Source organism: Streptomyces sp. MUSC 14, from assembly GCF_001866675.1.
GTDB lineage: Bacteria > Actinomycetota > Actinomycetes > Streptomycetales > Streptomycetaceae > Streptomyces.
On sequence record NZ_MLYN01000023.1, the window covers coordinates 154861 to 173503 of the forward strand.

The 18643-nt window shown below is 71.1% G+C and carries 16 protein-coding genes, 3 pseudogenes and 1 riboswitch; of the genes and pseudogenes, 18 read left to right on the forward strand and 1 reads right to left on the reverse strand.

Annotated elements, in window-relative coordinates:
• Window positions 1–487 precede the first annotated feature (487 nt).
• The 12 genes and pseudogenes from BIV25_RS14910 (at window position 488) to BIV25_RS51035 (ending at window position 12144) form a co-directional block, all read left to right on the forward strand.
• On the forward strand, window positions 488–1594 hold the full coding sequence (locus BIV25_RS14910; protein WP_071372776.1) for an LLM class flavin-dependent oxidoreductase: 1107 nt from the start codon (window positions 488–490) through the stop codon (window positions 1592–1594).
• The gene (locus BIV25_RS14915; RefSeq protein WP_071372777.1) at window positions 1591–2991 is read left to right on the forward strand and encodes an NtaA/DmoA family FMN-dependent monooxygenase; all 1401 of its coding nucleotides are present in this window, start codon (window positions 1591–1593) and stop codon (window positions 2989–2991) included. Before BIV25_RS14910 ends, BIV25_RS14915 begins: the two co-directional genes overlap by 4 nt.
• Window positions 2992–3095: 104 nt before the next feature.
• Window positions 3096–4015: pseudogene (locus BIV25_RS14920) on the forward strand (TIGR03564 family F420-dependent LLM class oxidoreductase).
• A 61-nt stretch (window positions 4016–4076) separates the two neighbouring features.
• The gene (locus BIV25_RS14925; RefSeq protein ID WP_071372778.1) at window positions 4077–4901 is read left to right on the forward strand and encodes a DUF1684 domain-containing protein; all 825 of its coding nucleotides are present in this window, start codon (window positions 4077–4079) and stop codon (window positions 4899–4901) included.
• A gap of 90 nt (window positions 4902–4991) precedes the next feature.
• A riboswitch (SAM riboswitch) is annotated at window positions 4992–5105 on the forward strand.
• Between the two features lie 34 nt (window positions 5106–5139).
• Complete coding sequence (locus tag BIV25_RS54350; protein WP_023551189.1) at window positions 5140–5256, forward strand: putative leader peptide; 117 nt, start codon at window positions 5140–5142, stop codon at window positions 5254–5256.
• A gap of 252 nt (window positions 5257–5508) precedes the next feature.
• A complete protein-coding gene (locus BIV25_RS14930) occupies window positions 5509–7074 on the forward strand; it encodes an ABC transporter substrate-binding protein (protein WP_256255818.1) in 1566 nt (521 codons plus the stop codon).
• 3 nt (window positions 7075–7077) lie between these two features.
• Complete coding sequence (locus BIV25_RS14935; RefSeq protein WP_071372780.1) at window positions 7078–8037, forward strand: ABC transporter permease; 960 nt, start codon at window positions 7078–7080, stop codon at window positions 8035–8037.
• Complete coding sequence (locus BIV25_RS14940; protein ID WP_071372781.1) at window positions 8034–8957, forward strand: ABC transporter permease; 924 nt, start codon at window positions 8034–8036, stop codon at window positions 8955–8957. Before BIV25_RS14935 ends, BIV25_RS14940 begins: the two co-directional genes overlap by 4 nt.
• Complete coding sequence (locus tag BIV25_RS14945; protein ID WP_071372897.1) at window positions 8954–10645, forward strand: ABC transporter ATP-binding protein; 1692 nt, start codon at window positions 8954–8956, stop codon at window positions 10643–10645. Before BIV25_RS14940 ends, BIV25_RS14945 begins: the two co-directional genes overlap by 4 nt.
• Window positions 10642–11700 (forward strand): LLM class flavin-dependent oxidoreductase, encoded by a 1059-nt coding sequence (locus BIV25_RS14950; RefSeq protein ID WP_071372782.1) that lies wholly within the window; start codon window positions 10642–10644, stop codon window positions 11698–11700. Before BIV25_RS14945 ends, BIV25_RS14950 begins: the two co-directional genes overlap by 4 nt.
• Window positions 11701–11731: 31 nt before the next feature.
• Entirely contained in the window at window positions 11732–11992 is a 261-nt protein-coding gene (locus BIV25_RS14955) for a cytochrome P450 (protein WP_071372783.1), read from the forward strand.
• The gene (locus BIV25_RS51035) at window positions 11989–12144 is read left to right on the forward strand and encodes a hypothetical protein (protein ID WP_177235282.1); all 156 of its coding nucleotides are present in this window, start codon (window positions 11989–11991) and stop codon (window positions 12142–12144) included. Before BIV25_RS14955 ends, BIV25_RS51035 begins: the two co-directional genes overlap by 4 nt.
• Before the next feature lie 633 nt (window positions 12145–12777).
• Here BIV25_RS51035 and BIV25_RS14960 read toward each other — a convergent pair.
• On the reverse strand, window positions 12778–13389 hold the full coding sequence (locus BIV25_RS14960; RefSeq protein ID WP_071372784.1) for a TetR/AcrR family transcriptional regulator: 612 nt from the start codon (window positions 13387–13389) through the stop codon (window positions 12778–12780).
• 144 nt (window positions 13390–13533) lie between these two features.
• On the opposite strand from BIV25_RS14960, the gene BIV25_RS14965 reads away from it, so the two are divergent.
• The 6 genes and pseudogenes from BIV25_RS14965 (at window position 13534) to BIV25_RS14990 (ending at window position 18635) form a co-directional block, all read left to right on the forward strand.
• Complete coding sequence (locus BIV25_RS14965; protein WP_071372785.1) at window positions 13534–14268, forward strand: SDR family NAD(P)-dependent oxidoreductase; 735 nt, start codon at window positions 13534–13536, stop codon at window positions 14266–14268.
• 33 nt (window positions 14269–14301) lie between these two features.
• On the forward strand, window positions 14302–14925 hold the full coding sequence (locus tag BIV25_RS14970) for an NADPH-dependent F420 reductase (protein WP_071372786.1): 624 nt from the start codon (window positions 14302–14304) through the stop codon (window positions 14923–14925).
• A 142-nt stretch (window positions 14926–15067) separates the two neighbouring features.
• Window positions 15068–15366, forward strand: a pseudogene (locus BIV25_RS14975) (transposase family protein); the annotation flags it as partial.
• A gap of 220 nt (window positions 15367–15586) precedes the next feature.
• Window positions 15587–16435, forward strand: a pseudogene (locus BIV25_RS14980) (radical SAM protein); the annotation flags it as partial.
• A 177-nt stretch (window positions 16436–16612) separates the two neighbouring features.
• Complete coding sequence (locus BIV25_RS14985) at window positions 16613–18178, forward strand: alpha/beta fold hydrolase (protein ID WP_071372787.1); 1566 nt, start codon at window positions 16613–16615, stop codon at window positions 18176–18178.
• Between the two features lie 58 nt (window positions 18179–18236).
• Window positions 18237–18635, forward strand: coding sequence for a RidA family protein (locus tag BIV25_RS14990; protein WP_071372788.1), 399 nt, complete (start codon window positions 18237–18239; stop codon window positions 18633–18635).
• Window positions 18636–18643 lie beyond the last annotated feature (8 nt).

An 18643-nucleotide genomic window follows, 5' to 3' on the forward strand; every position in this document is an offset into this window, starting at 1 on the left:
CACGCGCGGGTTCATGGGACGGGAGTTCAGCAGACGGCCACCACGTTGGTCAATGCTTTCCCGGACAGGTCTTGCATTGCGGACACACAGAACCTCTGCGCTTGTCGACGGCCGCCGCTCGGTACTGCTCGCCCACCGTCGCCGACAGCCGCACCGGATCCGCTGAGTCGAGGCGCAAAAAGGCACGCAGGCGTCCCAGCGGTGAGACGCCCCTCCGCCATGTTCGACCTTGACACTCGCAGGGGCGGACGGCGTACGTTGAAATGGAGGTTCCTGACAGCCGGAGGCTTTGATGCACGTACCGGGCGCGGCACCGCGCGTTGCGTGCACCGGTGCACGGCTCATCACCCGGCGGCATGTCGACTACTGCCGAACCTCCTCCGCCGTCTGTCCTTCCGTACACGCCTGACCCCTGGCGGCCGTTCCGTCGGCTGTCTCGTCGTGGCCCTGTGGCCGCGAGTCCTCGTGTTTCCCGGAAGGAACCCCATTGACCGGCCCCGCCCTGCACGTCGCCGTCGAGATCGACGGCGACGGCGCCCACCCCGCGGCCTGGCGCCGCGCCGCCCACTCCCCCGATCAGTTGCTCACACGGCGCCGCGTGGCGCAGGTCGCCGCCATCGCCGAGAACGCCGGGTTCACCCTGATCACCCTGGTTGACGGCGCGCTGCCGCCCGGCGCCTCACCGGATCCGGTGGGCCGTATCGGCGCGGTGGAGCGGGCGGCCTTCGTCGCAGCGTCCACGAGCACCATCGGGATCGCGCCCGTCGTCCCGGTCACGTATGCCGAACCCTTCCATGTCTCCAGCCAGTTGGCGTCCCTGGACCACATCTCCGCCGGTCGCGCCGGATGGGTGGTGACGGAGGAGGAGCGTCCGGAGGCGGCCCGTGTCTGGGGACGGCCCCTGATCGCCGATGCCGCCGCGCGGGTCCGGGAGTCCCGCGACGGCGTGGAGGTGGTCCGCGCACTGTGGGACTCGTGGGAGGACGACGCGGTCATCCGGTCGGTGGCCACCAGCCGCTACCTCGACCGCGAGCGGCTGCACTACATCGACTTCACGGGCGAGACGTATGCCGTCAAGGGTCCGTCGATCGTGCCGCGCCCGCCTCAGGGGCAGCTGGTCGTCCTGGGCCGGCCGGACCAGGTTCCCGCCGCACAGCTCGACGTCGCTCTCGTCGAGGGGCGCGACCTCGCGTCGGTCGCCACGGCCGCTGCCGCCGCCGGTACGCCCCGCGTCTTCGCCGAGGTCGACGTGGCGCTGGACACCCCTCAGGCCACGGCCGCCGAGCGCGTCGCCGACCTGGAACGGCACGCGGCGTGGAGCGACCGGGGAAGGCTCCGGCACATCGGTCCCGCAGATCAACTCGTCGCACTCCTAGGTGAATTGAGCCGTCACGTCGACGGCGTACGGCTGCATCCGCTGGTGCTGGACGAGGACCTGCGCGTCCTCTCCCGCCTTGTGCTGCCGGCCCTGTCCGAGCGACGCCTCGTCACCCGTCCGCTGCTTGGTACGTCCCTGCGCTCGGCCCTGGGTCTGGAGCGCCCCGCCAATCGCTTCGCCGCCGCGGCCGTGGCCGCCCAGGAGGACGCCCGATGACCCGCACCGATCCCCTCGACGTCCCCCGGCCGCACGCCCAGCTCCACTTCGGGGTGTTCTTCCAGGGCGTCAACCACTGGACCATCTGGTCCGCCCCCGACAGCGGCTCGCAGATCGACCCCGCCTCCTTCCAACGAGTCGCCCAGACCGCCGAACGCGGCTTGTTCGACGCGTTCTTCCTCGGCGAGGGGCTGCGGCTGCGCGAGGTCGACGGCAGGATCCACGATCTCGACGTGGCCGGACGGCCGGACGCCATCACCCAGCTCGCGGCACTGGCCGCGGTCACCCGCCGTATCGGCCTGGTCTCCACCTCCAACTCCACCTTCAACGAACCCGCCGATCTGGCCCGCCGCCTGTCCGGCCTCGACTTGCTCTCCGAAGGCCGCGCCGGCTGGAACGTGGTGACCACGGACAACGCCTGGACCGGTGCCAACTTCCGCCGCGGCGGCTACCTCGACCACGCCGACCGCTACCACCGCGCCGAGGAGTTCCTCACCGTGGCCCGCGCGCTCTGGGACGGCTGGGCGGACGGAGCCGTCGCCGACTCCACAGAAGCGCCCGCCTGGTCGGCGCCCGGTGCCGTACAGCAAGTGCGCCATCGCGGGCCGCAGTTCGATGTCGACCTCGCCCCGACGCTGCCGCGCAGCGCCCAGGGCCACCCCGTGATCTTCCAGGCCGGGGACTCCGGCGAGGGACGCGATTTCGCCGCCCGCAACGCCGACGTCATCTTCTCCGCGCACGGCAACGACTTCGACGACGCACTGGCCTTCGCCGACGACATCCGGCGCCGGCTGCGGGCGGTCGGCCGGCCCGACGACGACCTGCGGATCCTGCCGGGCACCGAGATCATCCTCGGCGCCACCGAGGAGGAGGCCCGGGAGAAGAAGCGCTGGATCCGGCTCCAACAGGTCACCCCGGCCACGGCGTTGGGGATCGCCGGGCTGCTGTGGGGCATCGACCTCTCCGGCCGCGACGCCGACGGGCCACTGCCGAAGGAGGAGCCGGTCGTCACCGAGAACGACGGCTCCTTCGGCGCCCGACGCATCACCGACCCGCGGGTGGTCGTGGCCGAATGGCGGGCGAAAGCGGAGGCACACGGCTGGTCGCTGCGCGAGACCGTCATCGCGCTCGGCCCGCAGCGCGGGCACGTCGGCACCCCGTCCGGCCTGGCCGACAAATTCGCCCACTTCGTGCGGCACGGCGCGATCGACGGCTTCAACGTCACGCCGTACCTCATCCCCGACGGCCTCGACGACATCGTCGAACTGCTCGTCCCGGAAATGCAGGAACGCGGGGTCTACCGCACCGAGTACACCGGCACCACCCTGCGCGAGAACCTCGGCCTGCGCGAACCCCTCACGCACCGGTCCGCGCGGGACCGACGGCAGGCGGGCTGAGCACCGGGACGGCCCTTCCACTCAGGACTGAGTACACATGACTGACAAGAAGCTGTCACACGCGGACCGGAATGCGGGTCCGGCCGACGCCCGTTCCGACTGACATGACTGTTGGAGTAGCGCTCAACGCGTCCGGCGCGCCGAACCAGGTCGATGCCACCGTACAACTGGCCCAGGAAGCAGCGGAGTTCGCTCTCACGTCGGCCTGGTTCGGGCAGACCTTCGGCGCGGACTCATCCCAGCTCGCGGCGATCGTCGGGCGGGAAGTGCCCGGACTGCAGGTCGGCACCTCCGCGATCCCCGTCTTCGGCCGCCACCCGCTGCTGGTCTCCAGCCAGGCCCAGACCGCCCAGGCCGCGACCCACGGCCGCTACCACCTCGGCCTGGCCCTGGGCACGAAACTGCTGACGGAGACCGGCTTCGGCCTGCTTTTCGAACGCCCCATCGCCCGGCTGCGTGAATTCCTCACCGCCCTAAGGCAGTTGACCGAGACCGACACGGCCGACTTCCACGGCGAGCTCACCGCGACCACCCGTTCCCGGCGCGGGTACCGGGCGCCGAGAACGGCGTCCCCCTGCTGGTCGCCGCGGTGGGGCCGCAGGCTCTGCGGGTCAGCGGTGAGCTGGCGGACGGGATCCTGCCCTACCTGGCGGGACCGCGCGCCCTGGCGGACCACATCGTGCCCGCCCTGACCGCCGCGGCCGAGGCCGCCGGCCGCCCCGCGCCCAGGATCGTGGCCCTGGTGCCCGGCGTGGTCACCGACGACGTGGACGCGGTGCGTGCCAAGGCCACCGAGAACCTCGCGTTCTACGAACAGATCCCGTCCTACGCCCGGGTCATCGAACTCTCCGGCGGCCGGCGGGCCGCCGACCTGGCCGTGATCGGCGACGAGAAGACCGTCGAGGCCGGGGTACGGCGTTACCGCGACGCCGGCGCAACCGAGGTCGTGTCCTCGGGCACCGAGATCGCGGGAGAAGCCGACCGCCGTCGCACCTGGCGACTCCTCGGCGAACTGGCCCGCTGAGCACGCTGGTCGAACCGACGGCCCGGCCGGCCCCCTGCACCCCCGTGACGAAGGAGAACCCATGACCACCGAGGCCACCACAACAGACCTCCACGCCTTCACCGAGAACTGGCTGGAGTGGTACCGCGCCCAGGAGGCCCGGCTCGCCGACCCGCACGGGTTCCTGGCGATCACCGGCCAGCACTGGCTCGACGACCGGCCCCAGCGCTTCCCGGACGCGCCCGGCGCATGGCGCACCGGCACCGACGGGGTCGTCGTGGACCTCGACGACGGCGAGGAACTGGTCGTCGACGGAACGCCGGTGCACGGTGAACACCGCTTCGGCTTGCTTCCCGAACGCGGTGGCGTCAACGCCGTCTGGGCAGACGCCGTCATCGAGGTCGCCCGGCGCGGCGGGCACGACATCGTGCGCCCGCGGCACCCGGACGCGCCGTTGCGCACGGCCTTCACCGGAACGCCCGCCTACGCCCCCGACCCACGCTGGGCGGTGACGGGCCGCTACATCCCCTTCGACACGCCACGACCAACCACCGTGGGCGCCGCGATCGAGGGCCTTGAGCATGTCTACGACGCTCCGGGCCGGGTCGAGTTCGAGCTGGACGGGCGCCGGCTGTCACTCACCGCGTTCCCGGGACACGGCCTGGGTCGGCTGATGGTGCTGTTCACCGACGCGACCTCCGGGGTCACCACCTACGCCGCCAACCGCTCCCTGTCCCTGGAGCCGCCCGCCGCCGACGGCACGGTCGTCCTGGACTTCAACCGCGCCGCGAACCTGCCGTGCGCCTACACGGACCTCGCCACCTGCCCGCTGCCCCCGGCCGAGAACCGGCTGCCGGTGGCAATCGAGGCCGGCCAGAAGATCCCCCGCGAACGCGGCGGCTCCTGAGCCGGACGCACTTGCGCCCCCGAACTGCCCTGACAGGGCGTTCTTTTGCGCCATTGACGTACGACAAGACCGCTCCGTACGATCACGAACGGCATTGAGTGTCAGCGTCAAGCCCTGGCTCGCTGACCGGCAACCCTCCCGCGCGGTGGGGTGCTCCAGGTGAAAGCCCGGCGGGATCACCGACGATCTCCGCAAGCGCGTGGCCCCGTGACCGGGGCCGGACATGTGGAGGACAGCTATGCGGCACGGTGGTGACCTCAGCGCCCGTTTCGCCGGCGCCACCGTTTTCTCCCGGCTGTCGCGTCGGCGCCACATCGACCTCAAGCGCTCGACCAGCTGTCTCTGTCAGGCCTGACGGGCCTTTTCGCCGCTGGTCGCAGTCCGACAGGAGTCCTCGCCGCGTCCGTCTGCGCCTGATCCCCGATTTCCCCTGATCCCCGTCTGCACAGCGTTCCCCCGGCGTCGGCATCGCACCGACCGGGGCCGCACGCCCACGCACGGCCGTGTCCCGTACCACCACCGTGCCTGGTGACACGAGTAGGAGAAGCCCTCCGTGATTGCACTTTCCCATGTCAGAAACTCTCGGTGGGCGGCGCTGACCGCCCTTGTGACCACCAGCGCTCTGCTCACCGCCTGCGGATCGGGCGGCGGCGAAGCAGGCAGCGGCACCGGGCGGCCCAAGTCCGGCGGTACCCTGGCCTTCGCGGTGGGTTCGGACTCCGGCTGCGTGGATCCGCAGCAGGTCGCCAGCAACGAGACCATCTACTCGGTGCGCCAGATCGTGGACTCCTTGACGGACCAGGACCCGAAGACTGGCAAGATCGTGCCGTGGCTGGCGAAGAGCTGGGACGTCAGCTCCGACGCCACGACGTTCACCTTCCATCTGCGCTCGGGCGTCACTTTCAGCGACGGATCGAAACTGACCGCGCAGGTAGTCAAGGACAACTTCGACGCGGTGCCGAAGCTCGGTGCCCTGGGCACTCTCGCCGAGGGCTACCTGAGCGGCGTCAAGAGCACCACGGTGGTCGACCCGCTCACCGTGAAGGTGGCCTTCAGCCAGCCCAACGCCCAGTTCCTGCAGGCTACTTCGACGCACTCGCTCGGCATCGAGTCCTCGGCCAGCGCGAAGAAGACCCCACAGCAGAAGTGCAGTGAGGGCGTGATCGGTTCCGGGCCTTTCGTGCTGAAGCAGTACGTGCAGAACCAGTCGCTCACCCTCGCCAAGCGCACCGGATACGCCTGGGGTTCCGCGCTGTGGACCAAGAAGGGTGAGGCGTACCTGGACAAGCTGGTGTTCAAGGTCGTACCGGAGGCGGGCGTACGGGCGGGCAGTCTCCAGTCCGGCCAGGTGGACGCGATCAGCAGCGTCGGCAAGGCCAACGAGGCGGCGCTCAAGGGCGGTCAGGTCACTCTCCAGCGACGGGCCAACCCCGGCGTGGTGTTCGGTCTGGGCCTCAACAACTCACGGCTGGATCTCAAGGACGCCAAGGTGCGCCAGGCGATCCTCTGCGCCATCGACCGGCAGCAGATCGCCGACACCGTGTTCCCGACCGGCACCAAGCCGGCGACCAGCGTCCTCGCGCACACCACGCCCGACTACGCCGACCTCGCCTCCGGTCTGACCTTCGACGCGGCCAAGGCCAAGTCCCTACTGGATGCGGCGGGTTGGAAGACCGGAAGCGACGGCATCCGCGCCAAGGACGGCCAGAAGCTGAGCCTGACCATCAAGTGGTTCCCCAACGCGGCCACCAACCAGCCCGCGCTGGAGCTGATCCAGGAGCAGCTCAAGGCCGCCGGTGTCGACGTGGCCCTCAAGCAGCTCCAGGTCACGCAGTTCGCCCCGACACTCCAGTCGGGAGACTTCGACGCGGTGTGGGGGAACGTGACCCGTGCCGACCCCGACATCCTGCGCAGCTCCTTCTCCACCAAGCTGGCCAACTTCTACCACCTGCGCCCGAGCTCCCTCGACACGGCGCTGTCCGGGCAGGCCGCGACCGTCGAGGCGGCCAGGCGCAGTCAACTCGTCACCCAGGCACAGCAGTTGATGGTACAGAACGCCTACTACGTGCCGGTCGTGGAGCTCCAGACCCAGCTGGGGGTGTCGAAGAAGGTACACGACCTGAACTTCGATGCTTCCAGCCGTCTCCAGCTGCACGACACCTGGATCGGTTAGCTCATGCGCCGCTATGTGATCAAACGGCTCGCGCAGGCGGTCGGCGTGCTGTGGGCGGCATACACGGTCTCGTTCCTGGTGCTGGACTATCTGCCGGGCGACCCGGTCACGGCGATGGCCAGTGCCGGGATGGACTCGGGGCAGGTCGACCCGAAGCAGATCGCCGCCCTGCGGCACGAGTACGGCTTCGACAAGCCGGTACTGGTGCAGTACGCCGACTACCTGGGGCGGGCGGTGCGCGGGGACTTCGGCGACTCGGTGTCCACCGGTCGCCCGGTCACCTCGACGCTGGCCGACGCGCTGCCGCAGACCCTCCAGCTGACCTGCGCGGCACTGCTGCTCGCAGTGGTCCTCGGCGGCGGTCTGGCGGTGCTGGCGACCTACACCGCTCGGCGCTGGCTGCGGCAGCTGCTGCTGTCACTGCCGCCGGTGGGGGTGTCCGTCCCGACGTTCTGGGTGGGGCTGCTGCTCGTCGAGACGTTCTCCTTCCGGCTGCGCTGGTTCCCCGCGTTCGGCAACGACGGCCTGATGGGGCTGGTGCTGCCTGCCCTGACACTGGCGGTGCCGACCGGCGCGCAGATCGCCCAGGTGCTCGCCAAGAGCCTGCTCACCGCAATGGACCAGGCGTATGTGGAGACCGCGCGGGCCAAGGGCGCCGACCGGTGGCGGGTCCATCTGCGGCACGCCCTGCGCAACGCGTCCCTGCCCGCGCTGACGGTCGTCGGCCTGCTGGTGGGACAGCTGATCGCCGGTTCGGTGGTCGTCGAGACGGTGTTCTCCCGCGACGGCCTCGGCCGCGTCACCGCGGCGGCGGTCACGGCCCAGGACATCCCGCTGGTCCAAGGGGTGGTGGTGTTCGGCGCGCTGATCTTCGTGACGACGAACCTGGTCATCGACCTGGTCTATCCGCTGCTCGACCCGCGGATCGTGGTGGCCTCGGACAGAAGGGCGGCACTCGCATGAGCCAGGGCCTTGTCGACGACCCGGCCGAGACGGCGCCGGGACTGGCCCGCCCGGTCGAGGCGGGGTCGGGGCCGGAGCCGGGAGGCCGCGCGGACGTACGGCGGCTGCTGCGCTTCGTCGTGCGCCGCCCGGGTCTGCTGCTGTCGGTCGTCGTCCTGGCGCTGGTGGTGCTGGCCTCGTTCTGGCCCGACCTGTTCACCTCGCAGGACCCGCTGAAGGGCGTTCCGACGCAGAACTTCCGCGGCCCGAGCGGCAGTCACTGGTTCGGCACCGACGAGCTGGGCCGCGATGTGTTCTCGCGGGTCGCCCATGGCGCCCAGTTGTCCCTGAAGGCCACGCTGATCGCGGTGCTGGTGGCGTTCGTGGTCGGCGGGCTGCTCGGGGTGGTCGCCGGATTCGTGGGCCGCTGGGTGGACGACGTGCTGATGCGCTTCGTCGACGTGCTGCTGTCCATCCCCGCGCTGTTCATGTCCCTGGCCCTGGTCACCGCCCTGGGCTACGGCACGGTCAAAGTGGCGGTCGCGGTCGGCATCGCCAGCGTCGCCGCGTTCGCCCGGGTGGCACGCGCGGAGGTGCTGCGGGTGCGGCAGGCGGTGTTCGTGGAGGCGTCGCGTGCGAGCGGGGCCCGCTGGTACTCGGTGCTGGGCCGGCACGTCCTGCCCAACGCCGCAGGGCCGGTGATCGTCCTGGCCACCCTCGACTTCGGCTCCTCCATCCTGGCCGTGTCGGCCCTGAGCTTCCTCGGCTACGGCGCGCCCCCGCCGGCCCCGGAGTGGGGCACGTTGATCTCCGACGGCCGCAACTACCTCGCCAACGCCTGGTGGCTGACCGCACTGCCCGGGCTGGCGATCGCCGCGACCGTGCTGGCCACCAACCGCATCGCCCGGGCGCTGGACGGCGAATGGTCCCGGCAGTCATGACCGACGAACGTGAGAACGGTGAGGACGTGACCACACCACTGCTGGAGATACGCGGCCTGTCGGTGTCGTACCGCGCCCGGGGCGGCACGGTCGATGCCGTCCGGGGCGTGGACCTCGACGTGTGGCCGGGGCAGGTGACGGCAGTGGTCGGCGAGTCCGGCTCCGGCAAGAGCACGACCGCGCACGCCATCACCCGGCTGCTGCCGGCGAACGGCCGAATCGACGCGGGCACGGTCCGCTTCGGCCGGCATGACCTCGCCACCCTGCCGGAGGCGGAACTGCGCACCGTACGCGGAGCACGGATCGGACTGGTCCCCCAGGACCCGACCGTCTCCCTCAACCCGGTCAAGCGGATCGGCGACCAGGTCGCCGAGGTACTGCGCATCCATGGTCTGGCGACCCGCCGATCGGCTCCCGCCGAGGCGGTCGCCGTGCTGGACCAAGCGGGGATGCCCGACGCGGCCGTCCGGGCCCGGCAGTATCCGCACGAACTGTCCGGCGGCATGCGGCAACGTGCCCTGATCGCCATCGCCATCGCCGCTCAGCCCGAGCTGATCATCGCCGACGAGCCCACCAGCGCGCTCGACGTCACCGTCCAGCGGGTCATCCTCGACCATCTCCAGCGCCTCACCGAGGAGTCGGGCACCGCGGTCCTGCTCGTGACCCACGACCTCGGGGTCGCCGCCGACCGGGCGCAGCGGCTGGTGGTGATGTCCCAGGGCAAGGTCGTCGAGGCGGGCCCCACCCGTGACATCCTGGCCGACCCGCACGACGACTACACCCGGCACCTGCTGGCCAGTGCCCCGAGCCTGACCACCGCCCGGCCCCGCACCCCGGTCTCCGTCCCCGAGGCGCAGACGGCGCCCCTCGTCGAAGTGCGCAACCTGGCCAAGGAGTTCGGGCTGCCCCGCACCGGGGACGGGCCCCGCACTCTGCGCGCCGTCGACGACGTCAGCCTTACCCTCCACCGGGGCCAAACGCTCGCCCTGGTCGGCGAGTCGGGCTCGGGCAAGTCCACCACCGCCCGCCTGGTACTCCGACTCGCCGACGCGACCGCCGGGCAGATCGTGTTCGACGGCACCGACGTCACCACCGCCAAGGGCGCCCAGGCCAGGCGGCTGCGCCGCCGCGCCCAGCTCGTCTACCAGAACCCGTACGCCTCGCTCGACCCGCGCTTCTCCATCGGCGAGGTGATCACCGAGCCGCTGCGCGCCTTCAAGGTCGGCGACCGCGCCTCGCGGCTCGCCCGGGCCCGCGAACTGCTCGACCGGGTGGCGCTTCCCTCCGCCACACTGGAGCGCCGGCCGGCGGAGCTGTCCGGCGGACAGCGGCAGCGCGTGGCGGTCGCCCGCGCCCTCGCCCTCTCCCCCGACCTGGTCGTGTGTGACGAGCCGGTCTCCGCCCTCGACGTGTCCGTGCAGGCCCAAGTCCTGGACCTCCTTGCCGAGTTGCAGGCCGACACGGGGGTGGCCTACCTGTTCATCTCGCACGACCTGGCCGTCGTACGGCAGATCGCGCACCAGGTCGCCGTCATGCGGGCCGGCCGCGTCGTCGAGACAGGCCCGCCGGAGGAACTGTTCACCCGCCCTCGCCACGAGTACACCCGCGAACTGCTCGCGGCGATCCCCGGCGGCCGTGTCCCCTCCCCCACCCCCGAGACCACCACGAGCCGAGGACCAGCGTCATGAACACTCCCACCATCAGCTCACTGGCCTTTCTCACCCCGGGCAACTTCGCCGACGACGACCCCTACACCGGCCTGGAGGAGACCCTCCAGCTCTTCGAATACGGCGAACGACTCAACTACGACGGGGCCTGGATCCGCCAGCGCCACCTCGAGCACGGCGTCGGCTCCGCCGCGGTGTTCCTCGCCGCGGCCGGACAGCGCACCGAGCGGGTCGAGCTGGGAACCGCGGTCATCCCCATCGGGTACGAGAGCCCGTTCCGCCTGGCCGAGGACCTCGCGCTGGCCGACGTACTGTCCCGCGGCCGCCTCCAGGTCGGCTTCAGCACCGGCATGCCGCACGCCGAACTGCTCGGCGACCTGGTTTACGACGGGAACTGGCGCGGCTTCGACCTGTCGTACGGCAGGATCGCCCGCCTCGTCGACAACCTGCGCGGCGACTACCTCGGCGGCCCGGACACCGTGGTCCACTCGCCCGGCAACATCCAGCGGCCGCGGCTGCAGCCGCACAACCCCGGTCTGGTGCAGCGAGTCTGGTACGGCGGGGGCAGTCTGCGCTCGGTCCGCTGGGCCGCCGAGAACGGCCTCAACCTACTGTCCGGCAATATCGTCTCCGGCGAGGACACCGACGATTTCACCACCGCCCAGCTGAACCTGCTCTCCGAGTACCGGCGCGCCCTGGGCGACGCCCGGCCGGCGGCGCGGGTAGCGCTCGGACGGGTGATCGTGCCGTTCGACAGCGCCGACGCGTCCACCCGGGCCCGCTACCGGGACTACGCGGCCAGTCGGCACAAGCGCACCCTGAAACCGCAGACCCTGGCGGCTCTGGGCCCGAAGCGGTTCCTGTTCGCCCCGGACCTGGTCGGCACCGCGGAACAGATCCTGGAACAGCTCGCGGCCGATCCCGTCCTCGCGCAGGTGTCGGAGCTGCGCCTGGAGCTGCCGTATGAGTTCCATCGCGAGGAGTACGAACAGATCCTGCACGACGTACGACATCTGATCGCCCCGGAGCTGGGCTGGCGCCCCACTTCCCCGGCGTTTCAGGAGACAGGCCGGTGAGTCCTGTTCCGGAGCCCCGGTCCGGCTGGAGATGCACGCTCGCGAACCGTTCGCCCAGGCCCACCGCCGCACCACCGTCGAGGACGCCCAGGTAGCCGGGCACCGTGTACCGGCCGGCGCGGACGTGGTCTTCGTATCCCATGCCCTGCACCGGGATCCCGAGGTCTTCTCCGCCCCGGATGCCTTCGACCCGGACCGCTGGCTACCCGAACGTGTCCACCAGGCCCAGCGCGAGGGCACTTCGGGTTCGGCGCCGGACCGCGCAAGTGCATCGGCGACACTTTCGGCATGACCGAGGCGATGGTGATCCTTGCCGCCGTGGCCGCGCGCTTCCGTCTGCGGCCCACCGGCCGCCGGTCGCCGCGGATCACGCCGCGTGCGTTGCTCGTGCCGGTGTCGTTGCGGATGACCGTCCAAGACCGCCACCCACGCCTACGACGCTAGGCGTGACAGCAGCAGGCGACCCGGGAAGAAGGCCCGGTGACCGGCTGACGCGGGTCGCGTCACTCTCGGGCCGGTCGGGGAGCGGCGCCGTCGTCCCTCACCTTCGCAGGCCGGGCGTGGTTGGTCCTCGCCAGGCACGTCCCACAACCGACCGGGGGGCCGCGGTCCCCTCACAAAACGTGCTCTCGGCTGGTACCACCGGCATACGGCGCATCGACTCGATTCCTCCGCTGTAAAGGCGGCAGCCTCAGGGACCGCCCGGCGGGCAGGTGGATCGCCCCGATCGGCGAACACAGAGCATTTTCAGCGCAGCCACTGATCGGGTGACGGTGGCAGGGTGAGGGCAAGGTCCTCAACAGGCAGGGCTCCCAAGCCGTTGAGCTGTCCGGCAGAGCGCCGAGGCTGTTCAGCACTCCGGCAGCGTGCGGGGCCCGGCAGCTGCCAGGCCGACCGCGCGGCGGGTCCTCGGGGGTCGCCGGTCTCCTCGGCGGCTTCTGCTGCGGCCTTCAGCAGGCGGGGGCCGGTTCCGTAAAGCCGGCAGGTCCGGGACGGGTGCCGGGCGGCCGGTGTCGCGTACCAGCGGGTGCAGCCGCGCGACCGGCAGCGCGTCCAACGCGGCCGCGGAGTGCCACGTCAACTTGGCACTTCCTCCCGTCGCCGGTCATCGCTGGCCGTGGCGGGGATGGCGTTGTCGATGAGGACGGCAGCGATGGCGGCGGCGGCGGGGAAGGCGTCGGCGTTGAGGACCCGGGTGCGGGCCGCGGCGCCGTCGATGAGCAGCGCGAGCTGCTCGCCGAGTTGTTCAGGGTCGGCGGCGCCGGCTTCGCGGGCGGTGTCGGCGAGCCGCACGGCGACGGCTTTCTTGTACTCGCGTGCGTACTGGGACGCGGGGTGCTGCGGGTCGTTCAGTTCGACGGCGGCACCGATGTAGGGGCACAGGGGGGTGGTGGGGGGGATGTCGAAGGCGGCGAGAAGCCGTTCGCGGGGCGTGAGGTCGGTGCGGTCGAACACGCCGGACAGGACGGAGGGGTCGAACCGGCGCAGGTACTCGGCGACGAGTTCATCCTTGCCGGTGAAGTGCTGATAGGCCGTGCGCTTGGACACCTCGGCCGCCGCGCAGAGCTGGTCCATGCCGGTGCGGTTGATGCCCTGCTCGCGGAACAGCTGCTGGGACGCGCTGAGGATGCGCTCGCGGGCGCCCCGGCCGCGGCGGCGGCCCGTGGGGCCCTTCTCCAACTCCGTCATGGATCCACCGTACCGCAGCTGGGTAACGATCGGTGTACATAGTTTGCTTCCCCGCCGCCCGCCCCATACCGTAAGCACACGGGACGGTGTACTTAACACCGTCGTCCCAGGCATGCACGGCACCATCGACCCAAGGGAACGACTATGGGAAAGCTCGACGGCAAGGTCGCGGTCATCACCGGCGCCACCAGCGGCATGGCGCTGGCAGGCGCGAAGCTGTTCGTCGACGAGGGAGCGCACGTCTTCATCACCGGCCGCCGCCAGGACGCCCTGGACGAGGCCGTGAAGCAGATCGGCCGCAACGTCACCGGCGTCCAGGGCGACGCCGCCGACCTGGACGACCTGGACCGCCTGTACGACACCGTCAAGCGGGAGAGGGGCAGCCTCGACGTGCTGTGGGCCAGCGCAGGCGGGGGCGAGCCCGCCCCGCTCGGCGAGATCACCGAGGCCCAGTTCGACACCTGGTTCGGGCTCAACGCCCGCGGCACCCTGTTCACCGTCCAGAAGGCTCTCCCGCTCTTCAACGACGGCGGCTCCATCCTCATGACCGGCTCCAACGCCTCCCTCGGCGCCTTCCCCGGCTGGAGCGTCTACGCCGGCAGCAAGGCCGTCCAGCAGGCATGGGCCCGCATCTGGCTCAACGAGCTCAAGGACCGCCGCATCCGCGTCAACGTCCTGACCCCCGGCCAGGTCGCCACCGCCAAGCAGGAAGAACTCTTCGACGAGGCCGCCAGGCGCCAGTTCGAGTCCCTCATCCCCCGCGGCCAGATGGGCCGCCCCGACGAAATCGCCACCGCCGCCCTCTTCCTCGCCTCCGACGACTCCAGCTACGTCAACGGGATGGAACTCGTCGCCGACGGCGGCACCACCGCCCTCTGAACCGGACAACACACGACCAGGGCAGGACATCTCATGAGCAGCATCAGCATCATCGGCACCGGGAACATGGCCCGCACCATCGGCGCGCGGGCGATAGCGGGCGGCAATACCGTCGAGGTCATGGGCCGCGATCAGTCCAAGGCCGCCGACCTGGCCAAGGCTCTCGGCGGCGGCGCCACGACGGGAGAATGGGGCACCGCCCCGACCGGGGACATCGTCATCGTGGCCCTGTTGTATGACGGTGTCGTTCCGGTCGTCGCCCAGTACGGAGACGCTCTCGCGGGCAAGGTCATCGTAGACATTTGCAATCCCTTCAATTCCACGTTCGACGGGCTGGCCCACCGCGAGGAGACCTCGATCGCGCAGGAAGTCGCCAAAATGGCCCCGGCCGGCGCCAGCGTGGTGAAGGCGTTCAACACCATCTTCCGTCATGTCCTGGAGAAGGGGCGGCCCGACGTCTTCCTCGCCGGCGACAATGCGCAGGCCAAGGCAAGTGTGGAGGCGTTCATCGAGAGCCTCGGGCTGCGCCCGCTGGACGTCGGCGGCCTGAAAATGGCGCACTGGCTGGAAGGAGCGGGCGTGGTCACGGTGGGCCTCGCCAACCACGGGGTGGGGAACTTGAACTTCGCCCTCAGCATCACCGAACTCCCCGCCTGAGCAAACGATTGACGGAGCCTTTTCGGAGCGGCTGCCGATCGGGGGGACGGAGCCGGTGCGAGGGCGGGGTGCGCAACGCACAGGGCTCCCGTGCCGTTGAGGGAGGCGTTCGACGTCTCAACTCAGCAGCACAGGAGCCCTGCTGGTTCCCCACCCGGCCGCACTCGAACTCCCGGACCATCACCATTCTTAAGGGTCACGATGCTCATCGTCATCCGTGAGGGTGACAGGCGCTGCAAACGCTCACCGCACCGGCGCGCACTCGTCGCGCTGGTGTACCTGCACCGCCACGACACCCTCGCCCGGATCGCGGCCGGCTTCGGGATATCCGTCGGCACCGCTCACGCCTACGTCACCACCGTCGCGAGCCTGCTCGCCGACCGGGCCCCGGGCCTACTGAAGACGCTGCGCGAGCACGATCCCGAGTTCGTCCTTCTGGACCCAGTCTCATGGTGCGCGTTGTCTCCATCGTCAACCGCTGTCCCGTGAGGGCGGTTTCGCCTCGCTTCTATGGTCTCAGGCCCCACCGACAATGGTATGTCCATGTTGTCCTGGTTTCCCCGAGCCGGGCCCTGGGGATGTCATGGCTGCCCCTCCCCCGGGGCCTGCGAAGTGTCCGGGCCCGTGCCAGCAGGCGCCAGTGACCCGCCCGAGACCTTGCGGGAGTGCATGTACCTGCGTGTACTGCTTCGCCCGCAAGACGCACAGTTATCTGGACCTCGACACGGGCGTCGGCTTCGACACCCAGATCGTGGTCAAGGTGAACGCGCCCGACGTGCTGCGCCGCCAGCTCGGCGCCGCCAGCTGGCGGGGCGAGCACGTGGCGATGGGCACGAACGTCGACTGCTACCAGCGCGCCGAGGGCCGCTACCGCCTGATGCCGGGCATCATCTCGGCGCTCACCGAGCACGCGAACCCGTTCTCGATCCTCACCAAGGGCACCCTGATCCTGCGGGACCTGGACCTGCTGGTACGGGCGGCCGGGGTGACGGACGTGGGCATCTCGGTCTCGGTCGGCTTCCTCGACACCGAGCTGTGGCGCACGGTGGAGCCGGGCACGCCCGCGCCCGAGCGCCGCCTGGACGTCGTGCGCACCCTCGGCGCGCACGGCATCGGCTGCGGGGTGCTGATGGCGCCGGTCATCCCGTTCCTGAGCGACCGTCCGGACCAACTGCGGGCCACGGTACGGGCGATCGCGGCGGCCGGCGCCACCTCGGTCACACCGCTGACGCTGCATCTGCGCCCGGGCGCCCGGGAGTGGTTCATGTCCTGGCTCGGCCGGCACCACCCGCACCTGGTGCGGCGCTACGAGCGGCTGTACGCGGCGGGCGCCTACGCGCCGACGTGGTACCAGCGCCGGATCACCCGTCAGGTGCACGAGCTGGCACGGGAGTACGGCATCGGGCCCACGCGCGCGGGACTGGCCCGGCGGATCCCCCCGGCGCCCGCCGGCACGGCCCCGGGCGCGCCGGACGCCGCGGCCGAGCCGGTCCAGCTGACCCTCCTGTGACCGGAGCCGGGCGACGGCGTGCACGACCGTGTCCGGGTGGGAGCGTTCGAGGGCATCGGATGGCGCAATCGGGTCACGTACGCCCGTCCTACGTTAGCTCCGGGCCCCTGCGCCGGGACGATGCGGCGAGCGGCGTGATCATCACGGTCCGCCGACCCCGCCGTCCCGGGAGGACCCATGAGAAGACGCGCAGCCGTGCTGTGCGCTGCCGCCGCCGTGCTGGTGGGCTCGGTCACCGCCGCCCCCGCGCACGGGACCCCGGCCGCCCCCGCCGCCGGGCTCGCCTGGAAGACCTGCGGATCCGGCGACTACCCGACGCTCCAGTGCGCCTACCTGAAAGTGCCGCTGGACCACGCGCACCCGCAGGGCCGGCAGATCACGCTCGCCCTGTCCCGCGTCCCGCACACGGCGAAGACCTTCCAGGGCCCGCTGCTGGTCAACCCCGGCGGCCCCGGCGGCAGCGGGCTGCGGCTCGCCGGATTCGTCGCCTCCGCGCTGCCGAAGGACGTCGCCGCCCAGTACGACGTCGTCGGCTTCGACCCGCGCGGCGTCGGAAAGTCCTCCCCCGCGCTGGACTGCCAGCCCGGCCACGCCAAACCGGTGCGACCCGACTCCCTGCCCACGACACCGGCGCTGGAGGAGGCGAACCTCGCGCGCGCGAAGGCCTTCACCGCCGCCTGCTTCCGCAGACACGCCGACGTCCTGCCGTACATCGACACCGTCAGCGCCGTACGCGACATGGACGCCATCCGCGCGGCCCTCGGCGCCCCGAAGCTCAACTACTTCGGCTACTCGTACGGCACCTACCTCGGCGCGGTCTACGCCAAGCTGTTCCCCACGCGGGTGCGCCGCCTGGTGCTCGACTCCATCGTCGACCCGACCGGCGTCTGGTACCGGGACAACATCGGCCAGGACTACGCCTTCGACGACCGCCACCGCGCCCTGATGGCCTGGATCGCCCGGTACGACGCCACGTACCACCTCGGCACGGACCCCGCCGCGGTCGAGGCCCGCTGGTACGCGATGCGCGCCGCCCTGGCGAAGAAGCCGGCCGCCGGCAAGATCGGCGCCGCCGAGCTGGAGGACACCTATGTCCCCGGCGGCTACTACGACGGCTACTGGCCCTACCTCGCCGAGGCGTTCGCGGCGTACGTCCGCGAGGGCGAGACCGGGCCGCTGGTGGAGGCGTACGAGAACCTCGGCGCCGTGGACCACACGGGAGACAACGGCTACAGCGTCTACTCGGCGGTGCAGTGCCGGGACACCTCCTGGCCCGGCTCCTGGAACCGGTGGCGCACGGACACCTGGCAGGTGTACGGCAAGGCGCCGTTCTTCGCCTGGAACAACACCTGGTACAACGCGCCGTGCGCCTTCTGGCCGGGCGCGCGGCGCGCGCCGCTGAACGTCGCCAACACCGAGCTGCCGCCGGCGCTGCTCTTCCAGGCGACCGAGGACGCGGCCACGCCGTACCCCGGCGGTGTCCGGGTGCACCAACTGCTCGCCCGCTCCAGCCTGGTGGTCGAGCAGGGCGGCGGCAACCACGGGATCACGCTGGGCGGGAACCGCTGTCTGGACCGGTATCTGGGCGACTATCTGGCGGACGGCCGGGTGCCGCGCAGTACCACCGACGTGGCCGACGCGGTGTGTGCGAAGTCCGCCGACCCGAAGCCGCTGAAGGGGCGGGCGGCGTCGCCGTCCTCGCAGGGTGCGACGCTTCACCGGTTGCTCGGGACGCGCCCCTAGAGGCGCCGGTGGCGGCCCCTTCCGGGGCGTTGTCAGTGCCGTGGGCCATCATGGACCCATGAGCGAACCGATCCGCATCCCCGCCCCCGAGGGCGTCGCGCCCGCCGCCCAGTACAGCCATGTGGTCAGCGCGAGCGGGCGGCTCGTGGTCGTGTCCGGTCAGCTTCCCCTGGACGAGAAGGGGGAGTTGGTCGGCGCGGGCGATGCCGCGGCGCAGGCCCGGCAGGTGTTCGAGAACCTGCGGCGGTGCCTGGCCGCCGCGGACGCCGGTTTCGAGCACGTCGTCAAGCTGACCTGCTTCGTGACGGACACGGCGCATCTGCCGGCGATCCGCGCGGCCCGCGCCGCCCACATACCCGACGACCGGCTGCCGGCGTCCTCCGCGGTCCGGGTGGCGGGGCTGGTCGCGCCGGAGTTCCTGATGGAGATCGAGGCGCTCGCGGTGGTGGCCGGGTGAGCGCCCGG

What these genes read in the sequence shown, in the direction of transcription:
- BIV25_RS51035 (WP_177235282.1), top strand. Translation starts at nt 11,989, where the DNA reads ATGACCGAGGCGATGGTGATCCTTGCCGCCGTGGCCGCGCGCTTCCGT.
- BIV25_RS14925 (WP_071372778.1), top strand. Translation starts at nt 4,077, where the DNA reads ATGACCACCGAGGCCACCACAACAGACCTCCACGCCTTCACCGAGAAC.
- BIV25_RS14915 (WP_071372777.1), top strand. Translation starts at nt 1,591, where the DNA reads ATGACCCGCACCGATCCCCTCGACGTCCCCCGGCCGCACGCCCAGCTC.
- BIV25_RS14960 (WP_071372784.1), bottom strand. Translation starts at nt 13,389, where the DNA reads ATGACGGAGTTGGAGAAGGGCCCCACGGGCCGCCGCCGCGGCCGGGGC.
- BIV25_RS14955 (WP_071372783.1), top strand. Translation starts at nt 11,732, where the DNA reads ATGCACGCTCGCGAACCGTTCGCCCAGGCCCACCGCCGCACCACCGTC.
- BIV25_RS14940 (WP_071372781.1), top strand. Translation starts at nt 8,034, where the DNA reads ATGAGCCAGGGCCTTGTCGACGACCCGGCCGAGACGGCGCCGGGACTG.
- BIV25_RS14935 (WP_071372780.1), top strand. Translation starts at nt 7,078, where the DNA reads ATGCGCCGCTATGTGATCAAACGGCTCGCGCAGGCGGTCGGCGTGCTG.
- BIV25_RS54350 (WP_023551189.1), top strand. Translation starts at nt 5,140, where the DNA reads ATGCGGCACGGTGGTGACCTCAGCGCCCGTTTCGCCGGCGCCACCGTT.
- BIV25_RS14985 (WP_071372787.1), top strand. Translation starts at nt 16,613, where the DNA reads ATGAGAAGACGCGCAGCCGTGCTGTGCGCTGCCGCCGCCGTGCTGGTG.
- BIV25_RS14965 (WP_071372785.1), top strand. Translation starts at nt 13,534, where the DNA reads ATGGGAAAGCTCGACGGCAAGGTCGCGGTCATCACCGGCGCCACCAGC.
- BIV25_RS14950 (WP_071372782.1), top strand. Translation starts at nt 10,642, where the DNA reads ATGAACACTCCCACCATCAGCTCACTGGCCTTTCTCACCCCGGGCAAC.
- BIV25_RS14970 (WP_071372786.1), top strand. Translation starts at nt 14,302, where the DNA reads ATGAGCAGCATCAGCATCATCGGCACCGGGAACATGGCCCGCACCATC.
- BIV25_RS14990 (WP_071372788.1), top strand. Translation starts at nt 18,237, where the DNA reads ATGAGCGAACCGATCCGCATCCCCGCCCCCGAGGGCGTCGCGCCCGCC.
- BIV25_RS14945 (WP_071372897.1), top strand. Translation starts at nt 8,954, where the DNA reads ATGACCGACGAACGTGAGAACGGTGAGGACGTGACCACACCACTGCTG.